This is a genomic window from Streptomyces mesophilus (assembly GCF_040300965.1).
Taxonomy (GTDB): Bacteria; Actinomycetota; Actinomycetes; order Streptomycetales; family Streptomycetaceae; genus Streptomyces; species Streptomyces mesophilus_A.
The window spans coordinates 1-22,588 of record NZ_JBEPEW010000133.1; the positions used below are offsets into that span (position 1 = coordinate 1).

The window sequence follows — 22,588 nt, forward strand, 5'->3', positions numbered from 1 at the left end:
CCCTGGTGGACGGCGTCGCGGCGGTGCGCGAGCGGATCGCCGCCGGCCTGGCGGCCGAACCGCGGCTGCCCGCCACCGGTATCGAGGTCGTGGCGGTACGCGTGGTGGCGATCCGGCCCGAGGCCGAAGTGGAGCGCGCGCTGCGCACCCCGGCGCGTGAGCTGATCCAGCAGGAGGCCGACCGCGCCACGTACGAACGCCGCGCGGTGGCCGTGGAGCGCGAGCGGGCGATCGCCGAGAACGAGCTCGCGAGCCAGATCGAACTGGCCCGCCGCGAGGAGCAGTTGGTCGACCAGCGCGGCACCAACGCCCGGCGCGAGGCCGAGACCAAGGCCGCGGCGGACGGTGTACGTACCGAGGCGGAGGCCATCCGCAAGGTGCGCATCGCCAAGGCCGAGGCCGAGGCGGCGCGCGAGGTGGGCGAGGCGAGGGCGCAGGCACAGGCCGCCTGGCTCGAGGTGCACGGCCGTACGGACCCGGCGGTGCTGCACGCGCTCGCGGCCACCCGCGTGGCCGAGAACCTGCCGCGGATCGACAGCCTCACCCTGTCCCCGGACGTGGTGACGGGACTGCTCGCCAAGCTGGGGTCGCCGGCCGCAGGAGACCGCTGATGGCGCTCGCGCCGCGTGCGGTTCTCGTGCATCGCACCACGGAATACGCCGAGTTGCTGGCCCGGCACAGTACGCACGGCCAGGCCGCGTTCTTCCTGGCCTCACGGGGGCGGTCCGTCGACGAGATCGCGGCGCGCCATCACCGTACGGCCGCGGCGCTCGCCGAGGTCGCCGCCGCTGTTCCGCTCACCTGGCGGCAGAGCCGGGTGGAGCGGGCGGACCTGGACCGGTTCCTGTTCGGCCCCGAGGACGTGGTCGTGGTGGTCGGGCAGGACGGCCTGGTGGCGAACACCGCGAAGTATCTGTCCGGCCAGCCGGTGATCGGGATCGACACCGACCCCGGCCGCAACCCGGGCGTCCTCGTGCGTCACCAGGTCCCCGACGCGGCGAAGCTGCTCGCGTCCGCCCTGCACAAAGGCGCGGGCGGCGAGGAGTTGACCATGGTCGAGGCGGTGGCCGACGACACCCAGCGGCTGCTCGCGCTCAACGAGATCTATCTGGGTCCGCCCGGCCATCAGACGGCCCGCTACCGGATCGGCAGCGGCGAGTCGGCGGAGGCGCAGGCCTCCTCGGGGGTGCTCGTCGGCACGGGGACGGGGGCCACCGGCTGGCTCCGGTCGCTGTGGCAGGAGCGGGGCAGCGCGCTGCGGCTGCCCTCGCCGGACGAGCGCCGGCTGCTCTGGTTCGTACGGGAGGCCTGGCCCTCGCCCGCCACGGGCACCTCGCTCGTCTCCGGTGAACTGCGCGGCGGGGCGCGCCTGGAGCTCACGGTGGAATCCGACCGGCTCGTGGCGTTCGGCGACGGGATGGAGCAGGACGCCGTGGAGCTGGTGTGGGGGCAGACGGTGCGGGTAGGGGTGTCCGCCACCGCATTGCGGCTCCTGGGGTGATCCGTCCAGGTCACCGGGCGAAACGGAACACCCCGTTCGAGTGCAGCTGTTGGACATCCGTACGACGTCCTTTCACTTCTGCACCACGTGCTCTTTCCCTCCCCGGGGTCTCTTGGAACACTCCACCGACCTGTCCCCACGAGTTCCTGAGGTCCCCACACCCATGGCTGAACTGAATCGCCGTCGCTTCCTCAAGATCGCCGGTGCGAGCGCAGGTCTCACCGCGCTCTCGGAGAGCATCGCCCGGGCCGCCTCACTGCCCGCCGCCCGCGCCGCGGGCACGATCGAGGATGTCGAGCACATCGTCGTCCTGATGCAGGAGAACCGGTCCTTCGACCACTACTTCGGCACCCTCAAGGGCGTCCGCGGCTTCGGCGACCCGCGCCCCGTCACCCTCCCGAGCGGCAAGCCGGTCTGGCACCAGGCGCAGAACGGCAAGGAGATCCTGCCGTTCCACCCGGAGGTCGAGGACCTCGGAATGCAGTTCATCGCGGGGCTCGACCATGACTGGGCGGGCGGCCACCGGGCTTTCAACAACGGCAAGTACGACGGGTGGATCCCGGCCAAGACCGAGCGGTCGATGGCGTATCTGGAGCGGGCGGACATGCCCTTCCACTACGCGCTCGCGGACGCCTTCACCGTGTGCGACGCGTACCACTGCTCGTTCATCGGGGCGACCGACCCCAACCGCTACTACATGCTCACCGGTTACGTCGGCAACGACGGCACGGGCGGCGGCCCGGTGCTCGGCAACCAGGAGCTGGGCTACGGCTGGACGACGTACGCCGAGCGCCTGGAGCGGGCCGGAGTCTCCTGGAAGGTCTACCAGGACATCGGGGACGGCCTGGACGCGGCCGGGCACTGGGGCTGGATCAGCGACGCGTTCCGCGGCAACTACGGCGACAACTCGCTGCTGTACTTCAACACCTTCCGTAACGCCAAGCCGGGCGACGCCCTCTACGAGAAGGCCCGCACCGGCACGAACGTCAAGGCGGGCGACGGCTACTTCGACGTCCTGCGCGCCGATGTCGCGGCCGACCGGATGCCGAAGATCTCCTGGATCGCCGCGCCCGAGGCCTTCAGCGAGCACCCGGACTTCCCCGTCAACTACGGCGCCTGGTACATCTCCCAGGTCCTGGACGCGCTCACCTCGAACCCGGCGGTCTGGGCGAAGACCGCGCTGTTCATCACGTACGACGAGAACGACGGCTATTTCGACCATGTCGTCCCGCCGTACGTCCCGTCCTCCGCCGCGCAGGGCAAGTCGACGGTCGAGACGGCCTCGGACTACTTCAACGGCAACGCCTCGTACGCGGCGGGCCATTACGGCATGGGCCAGCGCGTGCCGATGATCGTGGTCTCGCCGTGGAGCACGGGCGGCTACGTCGACTCCCAGGTGTTCGACCACACCTCGATCATCCGGTTCATGGAGCAGCGCTTCGGGGTGCACGAGCCCAACATCTCGCCCTGGCGCCGTACCGTCGCGGGCGATCTGACCTCGGCCTTCGACTTCGGGCGCGCCGTGACCACACCCGCCGAACTCCCGGACACCTCGGGCTTCGAGCCGCCGAACCACGACGAGCCGGCCGGTCTGCTGCCCAAGCCGCCGGCCAAGGGAGCCCTGCCCAAGCAGGAGCGCGGTGCACGGCCGGCCCGCCCGCTGCCGTACGAACCCTTCGTGGACAGCGCGGTGGACACGGCCACCGGCAAGATCTCGCTGACTTTCGGTACGGGGGCCGGCGCGGGCATCTGCTTCCACGTCCGCTCCGACAACCGCACGGACGGGCCCTGGACCTACACGGCAGCCTCGGGTTCGTCCGTCTCCGACGCCTGGAACTCCTCGTACTCGGGTGGTGCGCACGATCTGACGGTCTTCGGCCCGAACGGCTTCCTGCGCCGCTTCAAGAGCGCCGGCAAGACGGCGGGTCCGGAGGTCAGGGCACGGCACGACAAGGCGAGCGGCAATCTGCTCCTGACGCTGAGCAATCCGACGTCGGCGGCCGTCACGCTCACGGTCACCAACGCCTACGGCGGCGCGGTCCAGTCGGTGCCCGTCGCGGCGGGTGCGACGGTCCAGCGCACGGTCGATCTCACGGCGACCAAGCGCTGGTACGACGTGAGCATCGTCTCCTCCGCCGATGCCGGGTATCTGCGGCGGTTCGCGGGGCATGTCGAGACCGGCGCGGCGGGCGTCAGCGATCCCGCCATCGCCACTGTCTGACCTGATCTCCACTCTCTGACCTGCGGTTTCACGCCGGATCCCGCGTCGCGTACGGTGCTTCGCGGGATCCGGCCGTGAACTGGCCGGGGCACGGCGGCCGTTGGCGCCGATCCCGGGGGCCGGTGCCGGAACGTCAGGTTCATGCGGCAGGATGGCGCCTTGTTTCGGAACGCGCCCGTCAGTTCGGCTGAGGGCGTCACGCTCCTTATCGACCGAGCAGGTGACCTTCAAGTGACGACGTCTCATATACGGCCCCACCAGGGCGTTCCGGGTTCACTCCGAGCGGTGGAGGTGGCCCGTTGAGGTCCGATGTCACCTTGAACGACTGGGTGGTCGCGGGCATCGCCCTCGCCGCCGGTATCGCCGCGGGCCTGCTGCTCCGCCTCACGCTGCGCTGGCTGGGCAAGCACGCCAAGCGCACCCGCTGGAGCGGCGACGACGTCCTCGTGGACGCGCTGCGCTATCTCCTCCCCTGGGCCGCGACCATCGCGGGCGCGGCGATCGGAGCGATGGCACTGCCGCTCACCGATCGTGTACGGGGGATCGTCAACCAGTCCCTCACGGCGGCCCTGATCCTCTTCGCGACGCTCACCGCGACACGGGTGATCGCCGCCCTCATCAAGGCGTTCACGCAGGCCAAGACCGGGGTCGCGGGCTCGGCCACCATCTTCGTGAACATCTCGCGCGTCGTGGTGATCGCGATGGGCATGCTCGTCGTGCTGCAGACCATGGGCGTGTCGGTCGCACCCCTGATCACCGCGCTCGGCGTCGGCGGTCTCGCGGTGGCTCTCGCCTTGCAGGACACGCTCGCCAACCTGTTCGCCGGTGTGCACATCCTCGCCTCGAAGACCATCCAGCCGGGCGACTACATCCGGCTGTCCAGCGGCGAAGAGGGCTATGTCGTCGACATCAACTGGCGCAACACGGTGGTCCGCAACCTCAGCAACAACCTTGTGATCATCCCGAACGCCCAGCTGTCCGCGACCAACATGACCAACTACACCCGCCCCGAGCAGGAGCTGACGATCCTGGTGCAGGCCGGGGTGTCCTACGACAGTGATCTTGAACACGTCGAGCGGGTCACCATGGAGGTCGTGGACGAGGTGATGGCCGAGGTCGAGGGCGGTGTCCACGAGCACGAGGCACTGGTGCGCTTCCACACGTTCGGGGACTCGCGGATCAACTTCACGGTGATCCTCGGGGTGGGCGAGTTCAGCGACCAGTTCCGGATCAAGCACGAGTTCATCAAGCGGCTGCACAGCCGCTTCCAGGCGGAGGGCATCCGGATACCCGCCCCGGCGCGTACGGTCGCGCTGCACCCCAGCGGCCTGTCCCCCTCGGCGGTGCTGCCGCATCAGCGCGAGGCGTCACCGGAGCTGCCCGTCATGCGGGCACCTGGTCAGCTGTGATCGCATGCCCGTGGTCAGCTCTGATCGCATGCCCGTGGTCGACTCCGACCGCATGCTCCTGGTCGACTCCGACCGCATGAGACCCATCCGTGACTGCGCAGGCACAGCTTCGTCGGCCATACTGCGCACCGAGAACAGTGAGCGGCTAGTGGCGAGAGCTTCGCAGGAAAGGCAACCGTGGATCAGCGCATAGGACAGAAGGACGCTCCCCTGCACACGGCCGCCTCGATGGACCCCGGCTTCATCCCGGGGATCACTCCGGCCGGGCCGGCCGGGGACGCGGCGCGGGCGAAGGAGCGCGAGGAGAGCGACGCGGTCGACGAGTCGGTGAACCCCGACAAGGCGGCTGCGGACGCCGAGGAGACCGAGGCCGACACCGAGGCCGGGGCCCCGGACGAGGTGGCGGCCGAGGCGGAGGCGGACGGCGGGTCCGAGAAGACCGCTGTGGACGACGACTCCGAGAGGACGGATGCGGAGGACGACTCCGAGGTCTCCGGCGAAGCCGGGGAGTCCGCCGAACCGGTGGATCTCGCCAAGTCCGTGAAGTCCGGTGACGGCCCCGTCTTCGAGGCCCGCGACCACCGCGGCACCATCACGGTGGACGCCTCCGGCATCGGCTTCACCCTCGACGACCAGGCCACCGACTTCAGCTGGGACGAGGTCGTCGCGGTAGAGCAGTCCACGGCCCGCTTCGCCAAGCGCTTCACGGTGACGGTCCACACCAAGGGCAACCGCTGGTACCCCAATGAGGTCCAGGCCCCGGACCGCGCCACGCTCACCCGCTGGACGGGTGAACTCGACGACGCGCTGGACGCGTACTTCGAGGAGTAGGCCGTACGACCGGGAGAGGGGCTGCCGACGCCGGCGGCCCCTCTCTTCGCGTGGGCGCGCCGCCGATAATTCGGGTGCCGCACCCCGCCCGCATCCCTACACTCACCTGTGATCGCCACGGAATCCCGTGCCGGCACAGCGACTTCACAGGGAGGAGACAGTCATGCGTGACCGCACCGCGTGCTCTGTCTCCCCGTACGGGTTCGAGGTCCTTCTCGTGTCCTCGCCCCTCCGGTGCCGGCTGCGCGGCCCGCACCGGACTCCGTGACGCGGCACTGACCATCACCACCACCCGGCACACCTTGCGTGCGTGCCGTCGGTCAGCCGGGTCACGGTGAATCGCGCCGACCTCTTCCGGAACATTCCGAAAGGCCTTCGGCCATGCGTATCCGCCTCAACCCCAACCCTCTTGCCACCGTGCGCAATCTGGGCATCCTCGCCCATGTCGACGCGGGCAAGACCACCGTCACCGAACGGATGCTGTTCCTGACCGGCGCCGTCCACAAGCGCGGCGAGGTGCACGAGGGCACCACCGTCACGGACTTCGACCCGCAGGAGCGCGACCGCGGCATCACCATCTTCGCCGCGGCCGTCAGCTGCGACTGGGACGGACATCGCGTCAACCTGATCGACACCCCCGGGCATATCGACTTCGCCGACGAGGTGGAGCGCTCCCTGAGGGTGCTCGACGGGGCGATCGCGGTGTTCGACGCGGTCGCCGGTGTGGAGCCGCAGAGCGAGTCGGTGTGGCGGCAGGCCGACCGGCACGGCGTGCCGAGGATCGCGTTCGTCAACAAGCTGGACCGTGCGGGCGCCGATCTCGACGCGGCCGTCGAGTCGATCCGTACCCGTCTGGGTGCGGTGCCGCTCGTGGTGCAGCTGCCGATCGGACGCGAAGACTCCTTCACGGGCGTCGTGGACCTGGTCGGACTGCGGGCCCTGACGTGGAGCGATGAGCTCTGCACGGAAGGGCCCGTGCCCGACGCGCTGGCCCACGAGGTGCTGCGGCGTCGGCGTCTGCTCGAGGAGACGGTGGCCGAACTGCACGCGGGCGCACTGGAGGAGTTCTGCTTGGCCGGTGCGCTGACGGAGGCGACGCTGCGCACCGCGCTGCGGGAGATCACCACCGCGGGCGACGGTGTGGTCGTGCTCTGCGGCGCGGCCTACCGCAACCGCGGCATCGAGCCACTGCTCGACGCGGTGGTGGCGTATCTGCCCTCGCCGCTCGACGTGGCGACGACGGACACCGGGGACCCGCAGGCTCCGTTCGCGGGTCTGGTGTTCAAGGTGCAGTCGACCACGACCGGCCGCAGGACCTTCCTGCGGCTGTACTCGGGAACGCTACGAAAGGGGGACACCGTGCTCGACGCCGTCACCGGCCGCACCGAACGCGTCGGCCGCATCCTGCGCGTCCAGGCCGACCGGCATACGGACGTCGGGACCGCCGTCGCGGGCGACATCGTCGCGCTCGTCGGGCTCAAGTCCGCGCGCGCCGGTACGACCCTGTGCGCGCCCGGGACGCCCGTGGTGTTCGAGCCGCCGACGGTCGCCGAACCGGTGGTCTCGGTGGCCGTGGAGGCGGTGCGCCGGGGTGACACCGGGCGGCTCGCGGCGGCGCTGCAGCGCCTGGCCGAGGAGGATCCGTCGCTCGGTGTACGGACCGACCCGGAGACGGGTCAGACCGTGCTGTCCGGAATGGGCGAACTGCATCTGGAGGTGGCGGTGGAGAAGCTGCGCCGCGACCAGTTGCTGGAGGTCGGGGTCGGCCGTCCGCGGGTGACGTACCGGGAGACTGTTGCCGAAGGCGTCAGCGGTTTCACATACCGGCATGTCAAACAGGACGGCGGCGCGGGTCAGTTCGCGCAGGTCGTGCTCGATGTGCGGCCCTCGGAGCAGGAGTTCGCGTTCGGCTCCGCGGTCGTGGGCGGGCGGGTGCCGCAGGAGTACGTACGGGCCGTCGAGGCCGGCTGCCGTGACGCCCTCGCCGAAGGGCCGCTCGGCGGGCACCGGGTGACGGGCCTGTCCGTCACGCTCACCGACGGGGCGACCCACTCCAAGGACTCCTCGGAGATGGCGTTCCGTACGGCGGGCCGGCTCGCGCTGCGCGAGGCGCTGCGGTCCTGCCGGATGACCCTGCTCGAACCGGTCGTCGAGGTCACGGTCACCGTGCCCGAGGAGTCGGTGGGCAGCGTCCTCGGCGATCTGGCCGCGCGCCGCGGCAAGGTCTCCGGTTCGACGACCCGCTCCGGTACGGCGATCGTCACGGCGACCGTGCCGCTGGCCGAACTCTTCGGCTATGCGACCCGGTTGCGCAGCCGCACGCAGGGCCGTGGCGCCTTCACGGCCCGACCGGTGGGGTACGCGCCGGCGTAAGCGGCAGGCCCCGCACCCTCTGCGGAGGGTGCGGGGCCGAACCGTCTCCCCTGCGCGGAACCTGCTCAGTGCCCGCGGAACGCCTCCTCCAGCCACCAAGCCGCCTGGTCCCGCAGGACCTTGGCGTCGATGAGCAGCGGGGAGGTCCGCGGTCCGGCCACCCAGTCCCGTACCGCCTTGAGGTCCTCCACCGTGCGTACCGTCACCGCCTCGAAGCCGTATCCACGGGCGATCGCGGCGATGGAGGCGGGCGGGAACTCGACCGTGTCCAGGGGGTGTCCGTCCGGTCCGAAGTGGTGCACCTCGGCCCCGTAGGCGTCGTCGTTGTAGACGATCACCACCATGGGCAGGCCGAGCCGGCGGACCGTGTCGAGTTCGACGGCGCTCATCATCAGCCCGCCGTCCCCGACCGCGGCCACCGGGAGCCGGTCAGGCAGCGCCAGCGCGGCTCCGATGGCGGTGGCGAGTCCGAGCCCGATGGACTGGAAACCCTGCGTGAAGCACAGGCCCTGCTCATCCGGTACGGACAAATACATCGTGGGGTAGCCCATGAAATTGCCCGAGTCGACACCGATCACCCGTTGTGGGGGAAGGATCTCGTCCAGGGCGATCGACAGGGTGCGCGGGTCGATGCGGTCGCGCGTCCCGCCGTCCACGTACGGCACGTCCCGCCAGCCGGGCCGGGCGGCGAGCGCGAAAGCGGCCGTGGCGGTCCGATGGCCCACCCGGTCCTCGGCCGCCGCGAGTACGCGACGCGCCACGAGCGCCACGTCCCCGGTGACTCCGAGGTGTACGGGCCGGTGGGCGCCGAGCGCCGCGGGGTCGTCGTCCACCTGCACCACGGTGGTCTCGGCGCCGATGAGCCGGCCGTGCCGTGTGGTCCACATGGTCAGCGCACAGCCCCAGCCCACGATCACATCGGCCTCCGCGATCAACTCGGCGGCCAGGGGCGTGGCGAAGCCGCCCGCGACATCCAGCGACCACGGATTGCCGTGGAACAGGCCCCGCGCCACCGCCGAGGTGGCGAGCAGCGCGCCGCACCGCTCGGCCAGCTCCTCGAGCGCCGCGCGGCCCGGGGCGCCGCGTGCCCCTCGTCCGGCGATGAACACCGGCCGCTGCGCGTGCGCGAGGATCTCGGCGAGCGCGGCGACGTCCACATCGGCCGGCTCCACGGGCGTACGAGGCGGGGGCGGCGCGACGGCGGCCAGGGCTCGCTCGGCGTCGGGAACTTCCTGTGCCTGTACGTCGAGCGGAAGGTTGAGCACGACGGTGCAGCGCTCCTGTGCGGCCACCCGCACGGCGGCGGTGGTCTGCGCGACGGCGTCCGCCGCCGAGGTGACGCGGGCGCTGCGGGCCCCGACCGCGCGGCCCAACGCCTCCTGGTCCACATGGAAGTTGGAGTGCCGCTGCGTGGCCTCCGGTGCGATGACCACCAGGGGCGTACGGCTCTTGGCCGCCTCCCCGATCCCGGTCAGCGCGTTGGTCAGTCCGCACCCCTGGTGCACGCTGAGGGCCGCCACCGTGCCCGACGTCCGGGCGTACGCATCGGCCATGGTCGCGGCCCCGCCCTCGTGCCGGGTGGCGACGAAGCGCGCGCCGGCCGCCACCATCGCGTTGGTGACATGGAAGTTCCCCGAGCCCACGACCCCGAAGACCTGCCCGATCCCGGACGCGGCAAGCGCCCGTCCGACGGCTTCGGCGACCTTCACGGCGTACGTTCCACGAGGGCGAGCACCCGGGCGGGCGAGCCGGACCCCGACACGATCGGCAGCGGTCCCGCGATCAACACGGCGCCCGTGGCCGGGAGTTCGGCGAGCCGCTGCAGCTGGGTCAGGCCGTACTTCCCACTGCCCATGAGGTACGAGTGGCAGGGGAACTGCGGCTCGAAGGCGAAGGCCTGACCGGCGTCCGTGCCCACCGTGTCCACGCCGAGCCCGATGACCGGTGACTCCTCGGCCACCCAGCGGGCGCAGTCGGCGGACAGACCGGGGGTGTGCGGTCCGCGTTCGTCCGCGTTCAGGAACGCCTCCTGCTCCCCCGCCCGGCTGCCCCAGCCGGTACGAAGGAGCAGCCAGCCGCCTTCGGGCAGCGGGCCGTGCCGACCCTCCCAGGCCCGTATGTGCTCCACCTCGACCAGGAAGTCGGGGTCCTTGGCGGCCTCCTCGGTGAAGTCGAGCACCACGGCGGGAGCGACCAGCTGCTGCGCCGGCACCGAGGCCACATCGCCGAGGTCCCGGCCGGTGATCCAGTGGTTGGGTGCGTCGAAGTGGGTTCCGGTGTGCTCTCCGGTCCTGAAGTTGTTCCAGTACCAGGCGGGCCCCTTCGCGTCGTACCGGCTGATCTCCTCCAGCTGGAAGGGCACGGTCTGCCCGAACTCCTCGGGCAGCTGCAGGATCGGCGTGGACGACGACAGGGGCGCGGTCAGATCCAGCACTTGGATCGAGCCGCCGCGCAGGGCGCTCACGAGGGCGGCGAGAACGGACGAGGATCCGGTGGGGGTGGAGCTCGGCTCGGTCATGGGTGCATCGTCCGGGCGCCCCGATCCCGGGCACAAGACCCGTGCCGTCGCCTCCCCGGGCACGACGCCCGCGCCCTCGCTCTGCCGGTCACGACACACCACCCCCACCCCTCCCCGGTCACAGCACCCCGCGCCCCGCCAGGTTCCGCATCAGCCGCCGTATGCCGTACTCCCAAGGCGGCGCCGCCTCGCTCGTCGTCACGGTGTTGACGAGTGAGCCGAGGCGCGGGCTGGAGATGCGTACCACGTCGCCCTCGTGGTGCGTGAAGCCCTCGCCGGGCGCGTCCCTGTCCTGCGTGGGCGCGAACAGGGTCCCCGTGAACAGGACGAATCCGTCCGGGTGCCGGTGGTGGTCGCCGTGCACGGCCGCCACCAGTTCGAGTACGTCACGGCTGATACGCCGCATGGAACTGCTGCCTTCGAGGACGAACCCGTCCGTGCCCGTGACGTCGAGGGCGACCTCGAGCTCCCGTACATGGTCGAGGCCGAACCCGCCGCCCTCCGCGCGCGAGTCGTCGAAGAGCCGCAGGAACGGGCCCAGGGCGCAGGACGCGTTGTTGTCCTTGGCGCGCGGCAGGAGCAGGGCGCTGCGGCCCTCGACGTCCCGTAGGTTGACGTCGTTGCCGAGCAGCGCGCCGCGCACCCGGCCCCGGGAGTCGACCGCGAGCACCACCTCGGGCTCGGGGTTGTTCCACACGGACGAGGCGAGCACACCGATCCGCGCACCGGTTCCGACGGCCGAGAGCACCGGTGCCTTGGTGAACACCTCGGGATCGGGGCCGATACCGACCTCCAGGTACTGCGACCACAGCCCCTCGGCCTGCAGGATCTCCTTGGCCTTCGCGGCCTCCGGCGACCCGGGGCGCACCTCCGTCACCGGCCCCACGGAGGACACGAGGCGCTCCCGGGTGCGGGCCGCCAGGGCCGGGTCGCCGCCGGTGCGCTCCTCGATGACCCGTTCCATCAGGCTCTCAGCGAAGGTCACCCCCGCGGCCTTGATCACCTGAAGGTCCACGGGTGCGAGGAGATGCGGTACGTCGCGCCGGCCGGACGCGGTCGCCGCCAGGAGCTCGCCGAGCGGCCATGTCCGGCCTCCGGCGGCCTCCCTTACCAGGCTCCCCGCGTCCTCGCGTTCGAGCAGGTCGGCGACGGTGGGTACGTGGGCGGTCAGGTCGACGAGCTGTGTGCCGCGCACGGCCGCCACGCAGGGCCCGTCCCACTCGGGCTCGTGCACGCGGGCGACGAGCAGCGCGTCCTCGGCGTCGTCGGGCAGGACGGACTCGGGGGTGAGGTTCATCGGGTGCTCCAGAGGTCGGGCTGCTCGGCGTCTGCACGGGTTCCGTTGACGTCCGTACGAGATCAGTTGACGTCCGTACGAGGTCAGTTGACTTCCGTGCGCGATCAGTTGACGTCCGTACGCGATCAGTGCGAGTCGCGCGGCACGGCATGACCGCGGGAGCCGCGCAGGAAGTCGAAGTCAGCGCCCCGGTCGGCGCCTTCGACATGCTGCGTGTACAGCCACGCGTACCCGCTGGCGTGCCGGGGCGCGGGCGGCTCCCAGGCGGCGCGGCGGCGCTCCAACTCGGCCGTTTCCACGTCCAGATGCAGGGCCCTCTTCGGTACGTCCAGGGTGATGAGATCTCCGCTCCGTACGAGGGCGAGCGGCCCGCCGACCGCCGCTTCCGGCGTGACGTGCAGGACGACGGTGCCGTAACCCGTGCCGCTCATCCGGCCGTCGCAGATCCGCACCATGTCGGTGACGCCGGCCTTCAACAGCTTGGTCGGCAGCGGAACGTTGGAGACCTCGGGCATCCCCGGATACCCCTTGGGGCCGGCGTTTCGGATGACGAGGACGGTGTTCTCGTCGACCTCCAGGTCCGGGTCGTCACACACCGCGTGGTACGCCTCCGGGGAGTCGAAGACGAGCGCGGCCCCGGTGTGCGTGAGCAGGTGCGGCGATGCGGCCGACTGCTTGATGACGGCGCCGTCCGGACAGAGGTTGCCGCGCAGCACCGCGGTGCCGGAACCGGCGGGCTGGAAGGGCGTGCCGATCGGGGTGATGACCTCGTCGCCGATGCGTTCGGCGTCCGCCACGTTCTCGGCGAGGGTGCGCCCGGTGACGGTGAGCTGATCGCCGTGCAGCAGCCCGGCACGCACCAGCTCGTTGTGGACGGCGGGCAGTCCGCCCGCGTAGCAGAAGTCCTCCATGAGGTACTTGCCCGACGGCATCAGGTTCAGCAACGTCGGTATCTCACGGGCCAGTTGGTCGAAGTCCTCGGCATCGAGCTGCACGCCGACCCGGCCGGCGATGGCCGTGAGGTGGATGATCGCGTTGGTCGAGCCGCCGATGGCGGCATTGGTACGGATGGCGTTCTCGAAGGCCTCGCGCGTCAGGATCCGCGACGGGCGCAGCTCCTCCTCGACCATCTCGACGATGCGCCGGCCCGCCGCCTGCCCGGTCTCGTAACGCCGCATGTCGACCGCCGGCCAGGTCGCCGAGCCGGGCAGTTGCATGCCGAGGGTCTCCGCCATGCACGCCATGGTGGAGGCGGTGCCCATCGTCATGCAGTGTCCGTTGGAGCGGGCCATGCAGCCCTCCGCGAAGAAGCACTCCTCCTCGGTCATCCGGCCCGCCTTGACCTCGGCCTCCATCTGCCACACGGCCGTGCCCGAACCGACGTCGCGGCCCTGGAACTTGCCGTTGAGCATGGGCCCGCCGGTGACCATCAGCGCGGGCAGATCGACGCTCGCCGCGCCCATCAGCATGGCCGGGGTCGTCTTGTCGCAGCCGGAGAGCAGCACCACGCCGTCGAGCGGGTTCGCGCGGATCAGCTCCTCGACCTCCATGGCCATGAGGTTGCGGTACAGCATGGCGGTGGGCCGCATCAGCGTCTCGCCCGTCGCCATCGTGGGGAACTCCAGGGGGAAACCGCCGGCCTGCCACACCCCGCGCTTCACCGCCTCGGCGACGCGGGTCAAGTGGGCGTTGCAGGGGGCGAGTTCGGAGGCCGATACGGCGATCCCGATGACGGGCCGGCCGTCGAAGACCTCGGGCCCGAAACCCTGGTTGCGCATCCACGACCGGTACAGCATCCCGCCACGCCCCTCCGCCCCGAACCAGGACTGGCTGCGGCGGCCGGAGGGGTGGGGTCGGACGTCGGTCATGCGGATCACTCCTTGTACGTACGGGGGTCTGGCACCTGCGGGAGGGTGTGTGGCTCAGCCGAAGAGGTTGTCGAGCTGCTGCCGCACCGTCAGGACGGACAGCACGCCGAAGAGCAGCGCCGCCCACACCAGGGCGGCCACCCGATAGCCGCGCACCTTCAGCGGGTTGGGCAGCGCGGTCCGGTTCATGACCAGGAGCAGGATCGAGTAGACGAACATCATGAGGCCGGAGACACAGGCGGAGATGACAAGCAGGACGAGCGGCTGGTCGAACCCGGAGAGCAGCACCACCGCGCCGACGCCGACGAGTCCCCAGACGAGGCGTGCGTAGATACGGGACTCCGTGAGCCGGGTGCCGCGCATGTACGTGGACTTCAGCACGTCGGCGGTCATCCGGCTGGTGTAGTCGACGATCCCGGTCGCGGCGCTGAACAGGGAGAATGCACCGATCAGCCAGAAGAACACCCCGAACCAGTCGCCGACGCGGTCCTGCAGGACCTCGCCCTCCTTCTGGACGAAGCCCACGTTGTTCTCGAGGCCTTCGGTGCCGAAGAGCGTGGAGTGCGCCAGCATCGAGGACAGGACGATCGTGAGGATGGTGACCAGGGCGAAGGTGATGGCCTGTTCGAGGTTGGCGAACTTCCACCAGCGGCGCCAGCGCGCCAGGTTGGTCTCGTTCGTCTCGAAGACGTAGCCAACCCGCGAGCCGTCGGCCGCCTCCTCCTTGCCGGTGACGGGACTCACCAGGCGCGGCACGTAGTGGCCCATCCCGAAGCCCTTGTCGCGGATCCAGTTGCTCTGCACGAGGTTCTGTCCGCCGCCCGCTCCCGCGTATGCAAGCGCGCCCATGAGCACGGCGACACCCAGTTCGTGCGGGAACCTGGCGTCCGTGACGGCCGTCGGAAGGTCGCCCACGGTCGTGGCGGTGACGGCGAGCGCGAGGGCGAGGATGAAGAACCCGCCGATCAGCAGGATCTTCACGCCGAGCATCTTCTCGAGCGCGTTGTAGACGACGGGCGCGAGGGTGAGGATCAGGCCGATCACGATCAGGAGGCCGACGCCGATGTACGCGGGTTTGCCGCCGAAGACGTAACTGAGCATCGTCGCCGAGCTGATGGCCCAGCCGGGCCACAGGTTCGCCGCGTAGGTGAACACCACCATGACCAGGCCCCAGTGCCGCCAGTAGCGGTTGAAGCCGGTGACCGCGGTCTCACCGGTGGCGAGGGTGTACCGCTCGATCTCCATGTTGAGGAACCACTGGGTGATCACACCGATGACCGCGCCCCACAGGAACACCAGGCCCGCCTGCGAGGCGATGTAGGGCCAGAGCACGAACTCGCCCGAGGACAGGCCGACTCCGGCCGCTACGATGCCGGGCCCGATGATGCGCCAGGTCTTCGCGGGCGGTGCGGGCAGCTCCCGCACCTCCGGGGCCGGCAACAGCTTGGTGCGCAGGGGGAACGGCGAGGCCGGTGAGGGCGGGGAGGGTATGCGGTCGGCGTCGGTCATCGGGGACGTCTCCAGGGGGCGTTGGTGACGGAGCGCGTACAATGCCGGGCAATCATTGAATGATTCGATGAAGTCGTCCAGGGGGTGTGCACAAGATCGTGGAAAAAACAGCGGAGGCACGCGAGATCGCCGGGATCAACGGCGCCGCGCAGCACGCGGGAGCCATACCGGCGATCACGCGGAAGGGCCGGACGGGCCACCAGCAGCTCATCGACGTCCTCGGCCGCCACATCGTCTCGGGGGGCTACCCGGTGGGCGCTGCACTGCCCGTGGAGGACCGGCTCGCCGCTCAACTGGACGTCAGCCGTGGCGCGTTGCGCGAGGCGGTGAAGGCGCTCGCCGCCAAGGGCATGCTCACCACGCGGCCGCGTACGGGCACCCGCGTACTGCCCCCGGAACAGTGGAACCACCTGGACGAGGACGTCCTGAGCTGGCAGCAGGAGTGCGAGCCGCTTCAACTCCTGCGTGAGACCGGCCAGTTGCGCCGCATCGTCGAACCGGAGGCCGCGCGCCTCGCGGCGGAGCACTGCGGCGTCGGCCATCTCGACGTACTGCGGGCGGCGCTGTCGGACATGGAGGAGGCCGAGGCCCGCGGTGACAGTGCGGCCTATGTGGAGGCGGACACCGTCTTCCACCGCACGCTGCTCGCCGCGGGCGGCAACCGCCTGCTCGGCTCCCTCGGGCGCGCCATCGACGTGGCCCTGCGGCACCATTTCGCGATCAGTACGCAGACACCCGGGGCCATCGCCGCGTCGCTGCCCGGCCACCGGGCCGTCCTCGATGCGGTGGCCGAGGGCCGTGGTGCCGACGCGGCGGCCGCGGTCACCGGTCTCATCACCGCGGCGGAACGCGAAGTCGCGGAATCGCCTGGGTTGCCTGCGCCGTGAGCCGCGTCCGGCAACCGATCCGGCGCCGGCGGCAACTGGGGGCTGACCGCTTGCGCTGAGGAACGGACAAGCCATGCAGAACCAACACCCCCCACGCCACCGCCGACGCCGGATCCGATTCGCCGTCGGGACTCCCCTGGCCCTGATCGCCGGGGGCGTCCTCGCGTACGGCACCGCCTTCGGCGCCTTCGGCGACGAGGCCCGGCCCCGGGCCGGCGCCGCCACGGTCCCGGCGGACGCGAGCGCCGCCGTCGCCGCGATGCAGCCGGGCTGGAACCTCGGCAACAGCCTGGACGCCATCCCGGACGAGACGGCGTGGGGCCAGCCCCGTACCACCAAGGCCCTCCTGGCGGGGGTGCGCGCCCAGGGCTTCAAGAGCGTCCGAGTCCCGGTGACCTGGAGCGACCACCAAGGCGCGGCCCCCGGACACACCATCGACCCGGCCTACCTGAACCGGGTGAAGGAGGTCGTGGACTGGGCCCTCGCCGAGGGCCTCTACGTGATCATCGACGTCCACCACGACTCATGGCAGTGGACCAAGGCGATGGCCACCGATCACGACAAGGTGCTCGCCCGCTTCGAGGCGACCTGGCGCCAGATCGCCTCGGCGTTCCGCGACGCGCCCGCGCAGTTGGTCTTCGAGAGCATCAACGAGCCGCAGTTCGACCGCGCGGACGCCGCCCGCAAGGCCGAGCTGCTCGACGAGTTGAACACGGTGTTCCACCGCATCGTGCGCGCATCGGGCGGCGGCAACGAGACCCGTCTGCTCATGCTGCCGACCGAGGTCTGCACCCCGGACCTGAAGCTGATGCGGCACCTGGCCACCACGATCAAGTCACTCGACGACACGCGCCTGATCGCGACCGTCCACTACTACGGCTACTGGCCGTTCAGCGTGAACAACGCGGGCGTCACCCGCTTCGACGCCACGGTCGAGGCGGATCTGACCAAGACGTTCACCGAAATCAACGACACCTTCGTCGACCAGGGCATCCCCGTCGTCATGGGCGAATACGGACTGCTCGGCTTCGACCACGGGCCCGGCGCCGTCGAACGCGGCGAGATGCTCAAGTATTTCGAGGCGTTCGGACACGCGGCACGCACCCGGAGAGTCACCACGACCCTGTGGGACAACGGCGCCTTCTACGACCGCAAGGCACTGAAGTGGAAGGACGCCGGCCTGTTCCGGCAGATCAGGTCGAGCTGGACGACACGCTCGGGCACGGCATCGTCCGCCACCGTCTTCCTGCCGAAGTCGGGCCCCGTCACGGACCGCACGCTCACGCTCGACCCCAACGGGACCACCTTCAAGAGCCTGAAGCAGGGAACCGCCGACTTGGCCAAGGGCAGGGACTACACCCTGACCGGCAACAAGCTCACCCTGAAGGCGGCCGCACTCGCCCGGCTCGCCGGCGACCGCTCCCCCGGCGTCAACGCGACGCTGCACGCCGCGTTCTCCACGGGGATCCCCTGGCGGATCCAGGTGCGCACCTACGAGAAGCCCATCCACGCAAACGCTTCGGGCACGTCCGCAACGTTTCCGATCCCCACCCGGTTCCGGGGCGACGTCCTGGCGACGATGGAGTCCGCCTACCTCGACGGCACCGCGGCCGGCCCGCTCGACTGGACCCCGTACCAGCAGTTCAACACCGCCTTCGCCCCGGACTACACACAGAACACGATCGAACTCACACCCGCCTACCTCAACTCCCTCAAGGACGGCCGACGCGTGAAGCTGACCTTCCACTTCTGGAGCGGCACGACCACGACGTACTACGTGACGAGGTCGGGTGGGACGGTGACCGGGTCCGCGTCCTGAAGTGAACGGAAGCCGCTCCCCCTTCCCGGCCAATAACATCGCCTCCACATCGCTTTCACCATTCCTCCCCATATGCTGGTGGCCTAGGGCCGGGACAAGGGGGTGCCGCGCCTGCGGGAGCAGCGGGGGGACCACGTGTACGAGATGGTCAAGGGCGCAAACGTCGGGCTGGGGAGCCTCGACGGCGGCGGCGTCGATGCGGTGGTCGTCAGTCTGGGGTGGGTCAGCCCTACCGGTGAAGGAGACGCCGATGTCTCCGTGCTGCTGCTCGACACGAACGCCAAGGTCCGCAGCGACACCGACTTCTACTTCTACAACAACGCCTGCGCACCGGACGGCAGCGTGCAGTTGCTGGGCAAGACCCCCACCGGGGAGGGCAGCGAGGACCGGATCAGCTTCGACCTGACCGCGATACCCGCCGACGTCCGCACCATCCTCATCGCGGCGAGCCGCTACGAGTCGGCCCGCTTCGACGAACTCGAGGACCTCCGGCTGACGTTGAGCGACAGCTCGGGCGAGCCGCTGCTGCGGTACACCATCGCGGAAGCGGGCGGCGTCAGCGCACTGATCTTCGGAGAGCTGTACCGACGCGATGCGGCATGGAAATTCCGGGCCGTGGGGCAGGGGTACGAGGCCGGGTTCGCAGCCCTGGCAGCCGATCACGGCGTGGACATCGAGGACGATGCCGCCGCCGAGCAGAGCGACCTTCCGCAGGCGGACGCAGAACAACTCGCCGCCTCCGAGCCCACGGTCACCGGCGGACCCCGACCGGAGTCCGCGCCTGTCACCGCCGAAGCTGCCGCCCCCGTCCCCACGCCGGTGCGACCGCGCACGGCGAAGAAGAAGACGACGCGGCCCAAGTCCATGAAGAAGTCCCTTGCGGAGAGCGAGTCCTGGCACGGCGCGCGGCTCTTCCCGGTCTCCGCTCTGAAGAGCAACCGGGAGAGGGAGACACGGGCCACTTCGGTGCTGCTCGCGGTGAGGGCCCAGGTCCCGGAGTTCGGCCGGCGGCTGACGGCCGGGTTCGGCGCGCCCGCCGGACGTATGGAGACCTTCACCGAGGTACTGATGCCGCACGGTGAATCGCCACGGCGACCGGACGGTGTGATCCGGGTGGAGCGCGCGGGCAAGTTGTGGACGGCCGTGGTGGAGACCAAGACCAACGGCAGCGCGCTGAAGGTGGAGCAGGTGCAGGCGTACGCCGACATCGCGGCCAGGCGGGGTTACGAAGCTGTCATCACGCTCTCCAACGACGTGGCGCTCGAAGGCAGTCCGCTGGTCGAGGTGAAGATCGACCAGCGCCGGAAGAACAAGGTGGGGCTGTGGCATCTCTCCTGGGCCGAGGTGGCCCACCAGGCGCAGATGCTGATCCGGCACGAAGGCGTCGGCAATCCCGCGCACGCCTGGCTCCTGGAGGAGCTGCTGCACTACTTACGTCATGAGAACTCCGGCTGCCACGGCTTCCACAACATGGGACCGTCGTGGGTCCCCGTACGCAACGGGATCCACGACGAGACGCTCTGCGAGGACGATCCTCGCGCCCTGTCGGCGGTGGAGAGCTGGGAGCGCCTGGTGCGGCAGGTCTCGTTGGGACTCGGGGGTGAGCTGGGGTGCAAGGTCCTGCCCGTGCAGCGGGCCCGCCGCGGCGTCGACGCGGCAGGCCGCCGTGCCCGGATGGCCGAGGAGCTGTGCCGTGACGGCAGGCTCCGGGCCGAGTTGCGCATCGAACAGACCGCAGGAGTGCTGGCCCTCACCGCCGATCTGCGGACCGGCCGGATCCGCACCTCCATCGACATCCCGCCCCCGCAGCAGGGCTACCCGCTGGCCTGGGCCAAACGGCTCGTACGGGAACTCGCCGAGGCGCCCGCCGATCTGCACATCGAAACGCTGGTCGAGGGCGACTCCTCCGGCCCTCGGGGGACCCTTGAACGTCTGCGTCCCGAGCCTGGCGACCTGCTGCCGAAGAGCGGGGCGAAGATCACCGGATTCCGTCTGTCCCTGTTCAAGGGCATGGGCGCCCAGCGGGGAAACACCGAATCCGGATTCATCCGCAGCGTGGACGATGCGGTCCACGCCTTCCACGCACGGGTGGCCGCCCATCTCGACGGCATACCTGGTCAACGGCGTGCGGCGTCGAGTCCGACCGCCGGGGTGTAGACGGACCACGACTGGACGGCGCAGACCGCCCGGGAGCAGAGCCTCACCAACCGGCAGACACCGTACGGGTCTTCCGAAACGAGTCAGGGCCCGTCCGAGGACGGGCCCTGACCTGTGAATTCAACCGACATCACTGTCGGGACGACAGGATTTGAACCTGCGACCCCTTGACCCCCAGTCAAGTGCGCTACCAAGCTGCGCCACGTCCCGTTCGCGCAGTGTTCCGCGCTCACGAGAAAGAACCATACCTCACCCCGGACCTGCGCCGTTGCCTCCGCCCCGGGACAATCGAGGGGTGAGCGAACACGATCCGCAAGCGACAGGTGACCGCGACCGCGACCAGGAGGGGCGTGCCCGCAATGCCCGGCCTCGTGACGGCCTGGGCCGTCCGCTTCCGTATGGCACCGAGGGGGTCGAGCGGCAGCCGGAGGGCGTCGTGCGTACGCCTCGGCAGACGCTGGACGAGGCGCAGGCGCTGCTCGACGCGGGGAAACCCTTCCATGCGCACGAGGTGTTCGAGGACGCCTGGAAGTCAGGGCCCGAGAGCGAGCAGCCACTGTGGCGCGGGCTGGCCCAGCTCGCCGTGGGTCTCACCCATGCCGCACGGGGCAACCGCAAGGGCGGCGCACGGCTGCTGCGCCGGGGCACGCTCGGGCTCGGCGACCCGCCGTACGGGATCGACGGGCCCGGACTCACCGCCTGGGCCGAGGAGTTGGCGGGCCGTGTCGAGCGCCTGGAAACACCCGTGGACGCCGCCCGCGAGGCACCCGTCCTGAGGCCCCGGCCAGGGACAAAAGGCCGTACGGCAGACTGACCGGGTGCGAACCATCCATGTCATAGGCATCGGCGCGGGCGACCCCGACCACCTGACCTTGCAGGCCGTGAAGGCGATGCGGGCGACGGACGTCTTCTTCCTGCTCGACAAGGGCGAGGTCAAGGCGGACCTCACGGACCTGCGGCGCGCGATGCTGGCGGAGCATCTGCCGGAGGGCTCGTACCGCGTCGTCGAGGCCCGCGATCCCGAGCGCGACCGCCGGGCGAGCGGGGGCGCGTACGCGCCGGCGGTGGACGACTGGCGCAGCCGCCGGGCCGCGATCTACGAGGCACTGATCGCCGACGAGCTCGGCGAGGACGAGACCGGTGCGTTCCTGGTGTGGGGAGATCCTTCCCTGTACGACAGCACGCTGGGGATTCTGGACGAGATCCTCGAGCGGGGACGTACGGACTTCGCGTACGAGGTCGTACCGGGCATCAGCAGCGTCTCGGCGCTGGTCGCCAAGCACCGCACGGGCCTCAACCGCGTGGCGCGTCCGGTGCAGATCACGACCGGGCGGCGGCTCGCGGAGGGGTTCCCCGAGGGGGTGGACGACGTGGTGGTCATGCTGGACGCGCACCAGTCGTTCCGGGCGTACGCCGAGGAGGATCTGGAGATCTTCTGGGGTGCCTACCTGGGTACGCCGGACGAGATCCTCGTCTCGGGGCCGATCGCCGAAGCGGGGCCGCGGATCGAGGAGTTGCGGGCGAAGGCGCGCGAACGCAAGGGCTGGATCATGGACACGTATCTGCTGCGGCGCCAGGGCTGAACGCCCGCAGCCAGGCGAGCGCCCCCGCGAGGTCCGGCACCGACGGCACCCCCACCGGCACAGGCGGGCGGCGCACCACGACGACGGGGACGGACAGCTCCCGCGCCGCGACAAGCTTCGCCGAGGTCGCCGCGCCGCCGCTGTCCTTGGTCACCAGGACGTCGACACGGTGCGTCCGCAGCAGCTCGAGCTCGTCCGCCACGGTGAACGGCCCCCGCGCGAGCAGCACTTCGGTGTCGGCGGGCATGGGCGGCTCGGGCGGTTCCACGGACCGTACGAGAAAGTGGCCCGGGAGCCCGGCGAAGGCGGCGAGACGCTGCCGCCCGGTGGTCAGGAACACCCGGCGTCCCAACTCGGGAAGCAGCTCGGCGGCTTCGGGCAGTGAGCGCACGTCATGCCATACGTCACCGGGGCCCGCGCTCCAGCCGGGCCGGCGCAGCGCCAGCACGGGCACCGCACAGCGGGCCGCCGCTTCGACCGCGTGCGCGCTGATCACCGCCGCGAAGGGGTGCGTGGCGTCGATCAGGGCGTCCACGTGCTCCTCGCGCAGCCACGCGGCGAGCCCCGCGGCTCCCCCGAAGCCCCCGGTGCGCAGCCCGCCGTCGATGCGGGCGG

16 protein-coding genes, 1 tRNA gene and 1 pseudogene are annotated in these 22,588 nt (G+C 70.5%); 11 read left to right on the forward strand and 7 right to left on the reverse strand.

Annotated elements, in window-relative coordinates:
* From ABT367_RS32650 to fusA, 6 genes and pseudogenes are all read left to right on the forward strand, one after another.
* Positions 1-611, forward strand: a pseudogene (locus ABT367_RS32650) (SPFH domain-containing protein); the annotation flags it as partial.
* A complete protein-coding gene (locus tag ABT367_RS32655) occupies positions 611-1,501 on the forward strand; it encodes a hypothetical protein (RefSeq protein ID WP_352256887.1) in 891 nt (296 codons plus the stop codon). The pseudogene ABT367_RS32650 and the gene ABT367_RS32655, both read left to right, overlap by 1 nt.
* A gap of 163 nt (positions 1,502-1,664) precedes the next feature.
* The gene (locus ABT367_RS32660; protein WP_352256888.1) at positions 1,665-3,722 is read left to right on the forward strand and encodes a phosphocholine-specific phospholipase C; all 2,058 of its coding nucleotides are present in this window, start codon (positions 1,665-1,667) and stop codon (positions 3,720-3,722) included.
* A gap of 317 nt (positions 3,723-4,039) precedes the next feature.
* Positions 4,040-5,131, forward strand: a complete 1,092-nt coding sequence (locus tag ABT367_RS32665; protein WP_434975591.1) for a mechanosensitive ion channel family protein — start codon at positions 4,040-4,042, stop codon at positions 5,129-5,131.
* Positions 5,132-5,308: 177 nt separating this feature from the next.
* The gene (locus ABT367_RS32670) at positions 5,309-5,962 is read left to right on the forward strand and encodes a hypothetical protein (RefSeq protein WP_352256890.1); all 654 of its coding nucleotides are present in this window, start codon (positions 5,309-5,311) and stop codon (positions 5,960-5,962) included.
* 381 nt (positions 5,963-6,343) lie between these two features.
* A complete protein-coding gene (gene fusA, locus ABT367_RS32675) occupies positions 6,344-8,335 on the forward strand; it encodes an elongation factor G (protein ID WP_352256891.1) in 1,992 nt (663 codons plus the stop codon).
* 65 nt (positions 8,336-8,400) lie between these two features.
* On the opposite strand, the gene ABT367_RS32680 is transcribed toward fusA, so the two are convergent.
* The 5 genes from ABT367_RS32680 to ABT367_RS32700 form a co-directional block, all read right to left on the reverse strand.
* Positions 8,401-10,044, reverse strand: a complete 1,644-nt coding sequence (locus ABT367_RS32680; RefSeq protein WP_352256892.1) for a thiamine pyrophosphate-binding protein — start codon at positions 10,042-10,044, stop codon at positions 8,401-8,403.
* A complete protein-coding gene (locus ABT367_RS32685) occupies positions 10,041-10,853 on the reverse strand; it encodes a cyclase family protein (protein ID WP_352256893.1) in 813 nt (270 codons plus the stop codon). The genes ABT367_RS32680 and ABT367_RS32685 overlap by 4 nt, the downstream gene beginning before the upstream one ends.
* A gap of 118 nt (positions 10,854-10,971) precedes the next feature.
* A complete protein-coding gene (locus ABT367_RS32690) occupies positions 10,972-12,150 on the reverse strand; it encodes a fumarylacetoacetate hydrolase family protein (protein ID WP_352256894.1) in 1,179 nt (392 codons plus the stop codon).
* Between the two features lie 125 nt (positions 12,151-12,275).
* The gene (locus ABT367_RS32695; RefSeq protein ID WP_352256895.1) at positions 12,276-14,018 is read right to left on the reverse strand and encodes an IlvD/Edd family dehydratase; all 1,743 of its coding nucleotides are present in this window, start codon (positions 14,016-14,018) and stop codon (positions 12,276-12,278) included.
* A 54-nt stretch (positions 14,019-14,072) separates the two neighbouring features.
* The gene (locus tag ABT367_RS32700) at positions 14,073-15,527 is read right to left on the reverse strand and encodes an Nramp family divalent metal transporter (RefSeq protein ID WP_352256896.1); all 1,455 of its coding nucleotides are present in this window, start codon (positions 15,525-15,527) and stop codon (positions 14,073-14,075) included.
* Positions 15,528-15,691: 164 nt separating this feature from the next.
* Between ABT367_RS32700 and ABT367_RS32705 the strand changes: the two genes are divergently transcribed.
* The 3 genes from ABT367_RS32705 to ABT367_RS32715 all read left to right on the forward strand — a co-directional run bounded on the left by ABT367_RS32705 (position 15,692) and on the right by ABT367_RS32715 (position 20,390).
* The gene (locus ABT367_RS32705; RefSeq protein ID WP_352256901.1) at positions 15,692-16,414 is read left to right on the forward strand and encodes a FadR/GntR family transcriptional regulator; all 723 of its coding nucleotides are present in this window, start codon (positions 15,692-15,694) and stop codon (positions 16,412-16,414) included.
* A gap of 73 nt (positions 16,415-16,487) precedes the next feature.
* A complete protein-coding gene (locus tag ABT367_RS32710; RefSeq protein WP_352256897.1) occupies positions 16,488-18,233 on the forward strand; it encodes a cellulase family glycosylhydrolase in 1,746 nt (581 codons plus the stop codon).
* A gap of 144 nt (positions 18,234-18,377) precedes the next feature.
* Entirely contained in the window at positions 18,378-20,390 is a 2,013-nt protein-coding gene (locus ABT367_RS32715; RefSeq protein ID WP_352256902.1) for a TerD family protein, read from the forward strand.
* A gap of 136 nt (positions 20,391-20,526) precedes the next feature.
* Here ABT367_RS32715 and ABT367_RS32720 read toward each other — a convergent pair.
* Positions 20,527-20,600: transfer RNA gene (locus tag ABT367_RS32720), tRNA-Pro, on the reverse strand.
* Positions 20,601-20,685: 85 nt separating this feature from the next.
* On the opposite strand from ABT367_RS32720, the gene ABT367_RS32725 reads away from it, so the two are divergent.
* Both ABT367_RS32725 and cobF read left to right on the forward strand, forming a co-directional pair.
* On the forward strand, positions 20,686-21,204 hold the full coding sequence (locus tag ABT367_RS32725) for a DUF309 domain-containing protein (RefSeq protein ID WP_352256898.1): 519 nt from the start codon (positions 20,686-20,688) through the stop codon (positions 21,202-21,204).
* A gap of 4 nt (positions 21,205-21,208) precedes the next feature.
* Positions 21,209-21,973 (forward strand): precorrin-6A synthase (deacetylating), encoded by a 765-nt coding sequence (gene cobF / locus ABT367_RS32730; protein WP_352256899.1) that lies wholly within the window; start codon positions 21,209-21,211, stop codon positions 21,971-21,973.
* On the opposite strand, the gene ABT367_RS32735 is transcribed toward cobF, so the two are convergent.
* On the reverse strand, positions 21,939-22,588 hold a 650-nt coding region (locus ABT367_RS32735; RefSeq protein WP_352256900.1), incomplete at its 5' end, for a cobalt-precorrin-6A reductase. The two genes, cobF and ABT367_RS32735, sit on opposite strands and share 35 nt — an antisense overlap.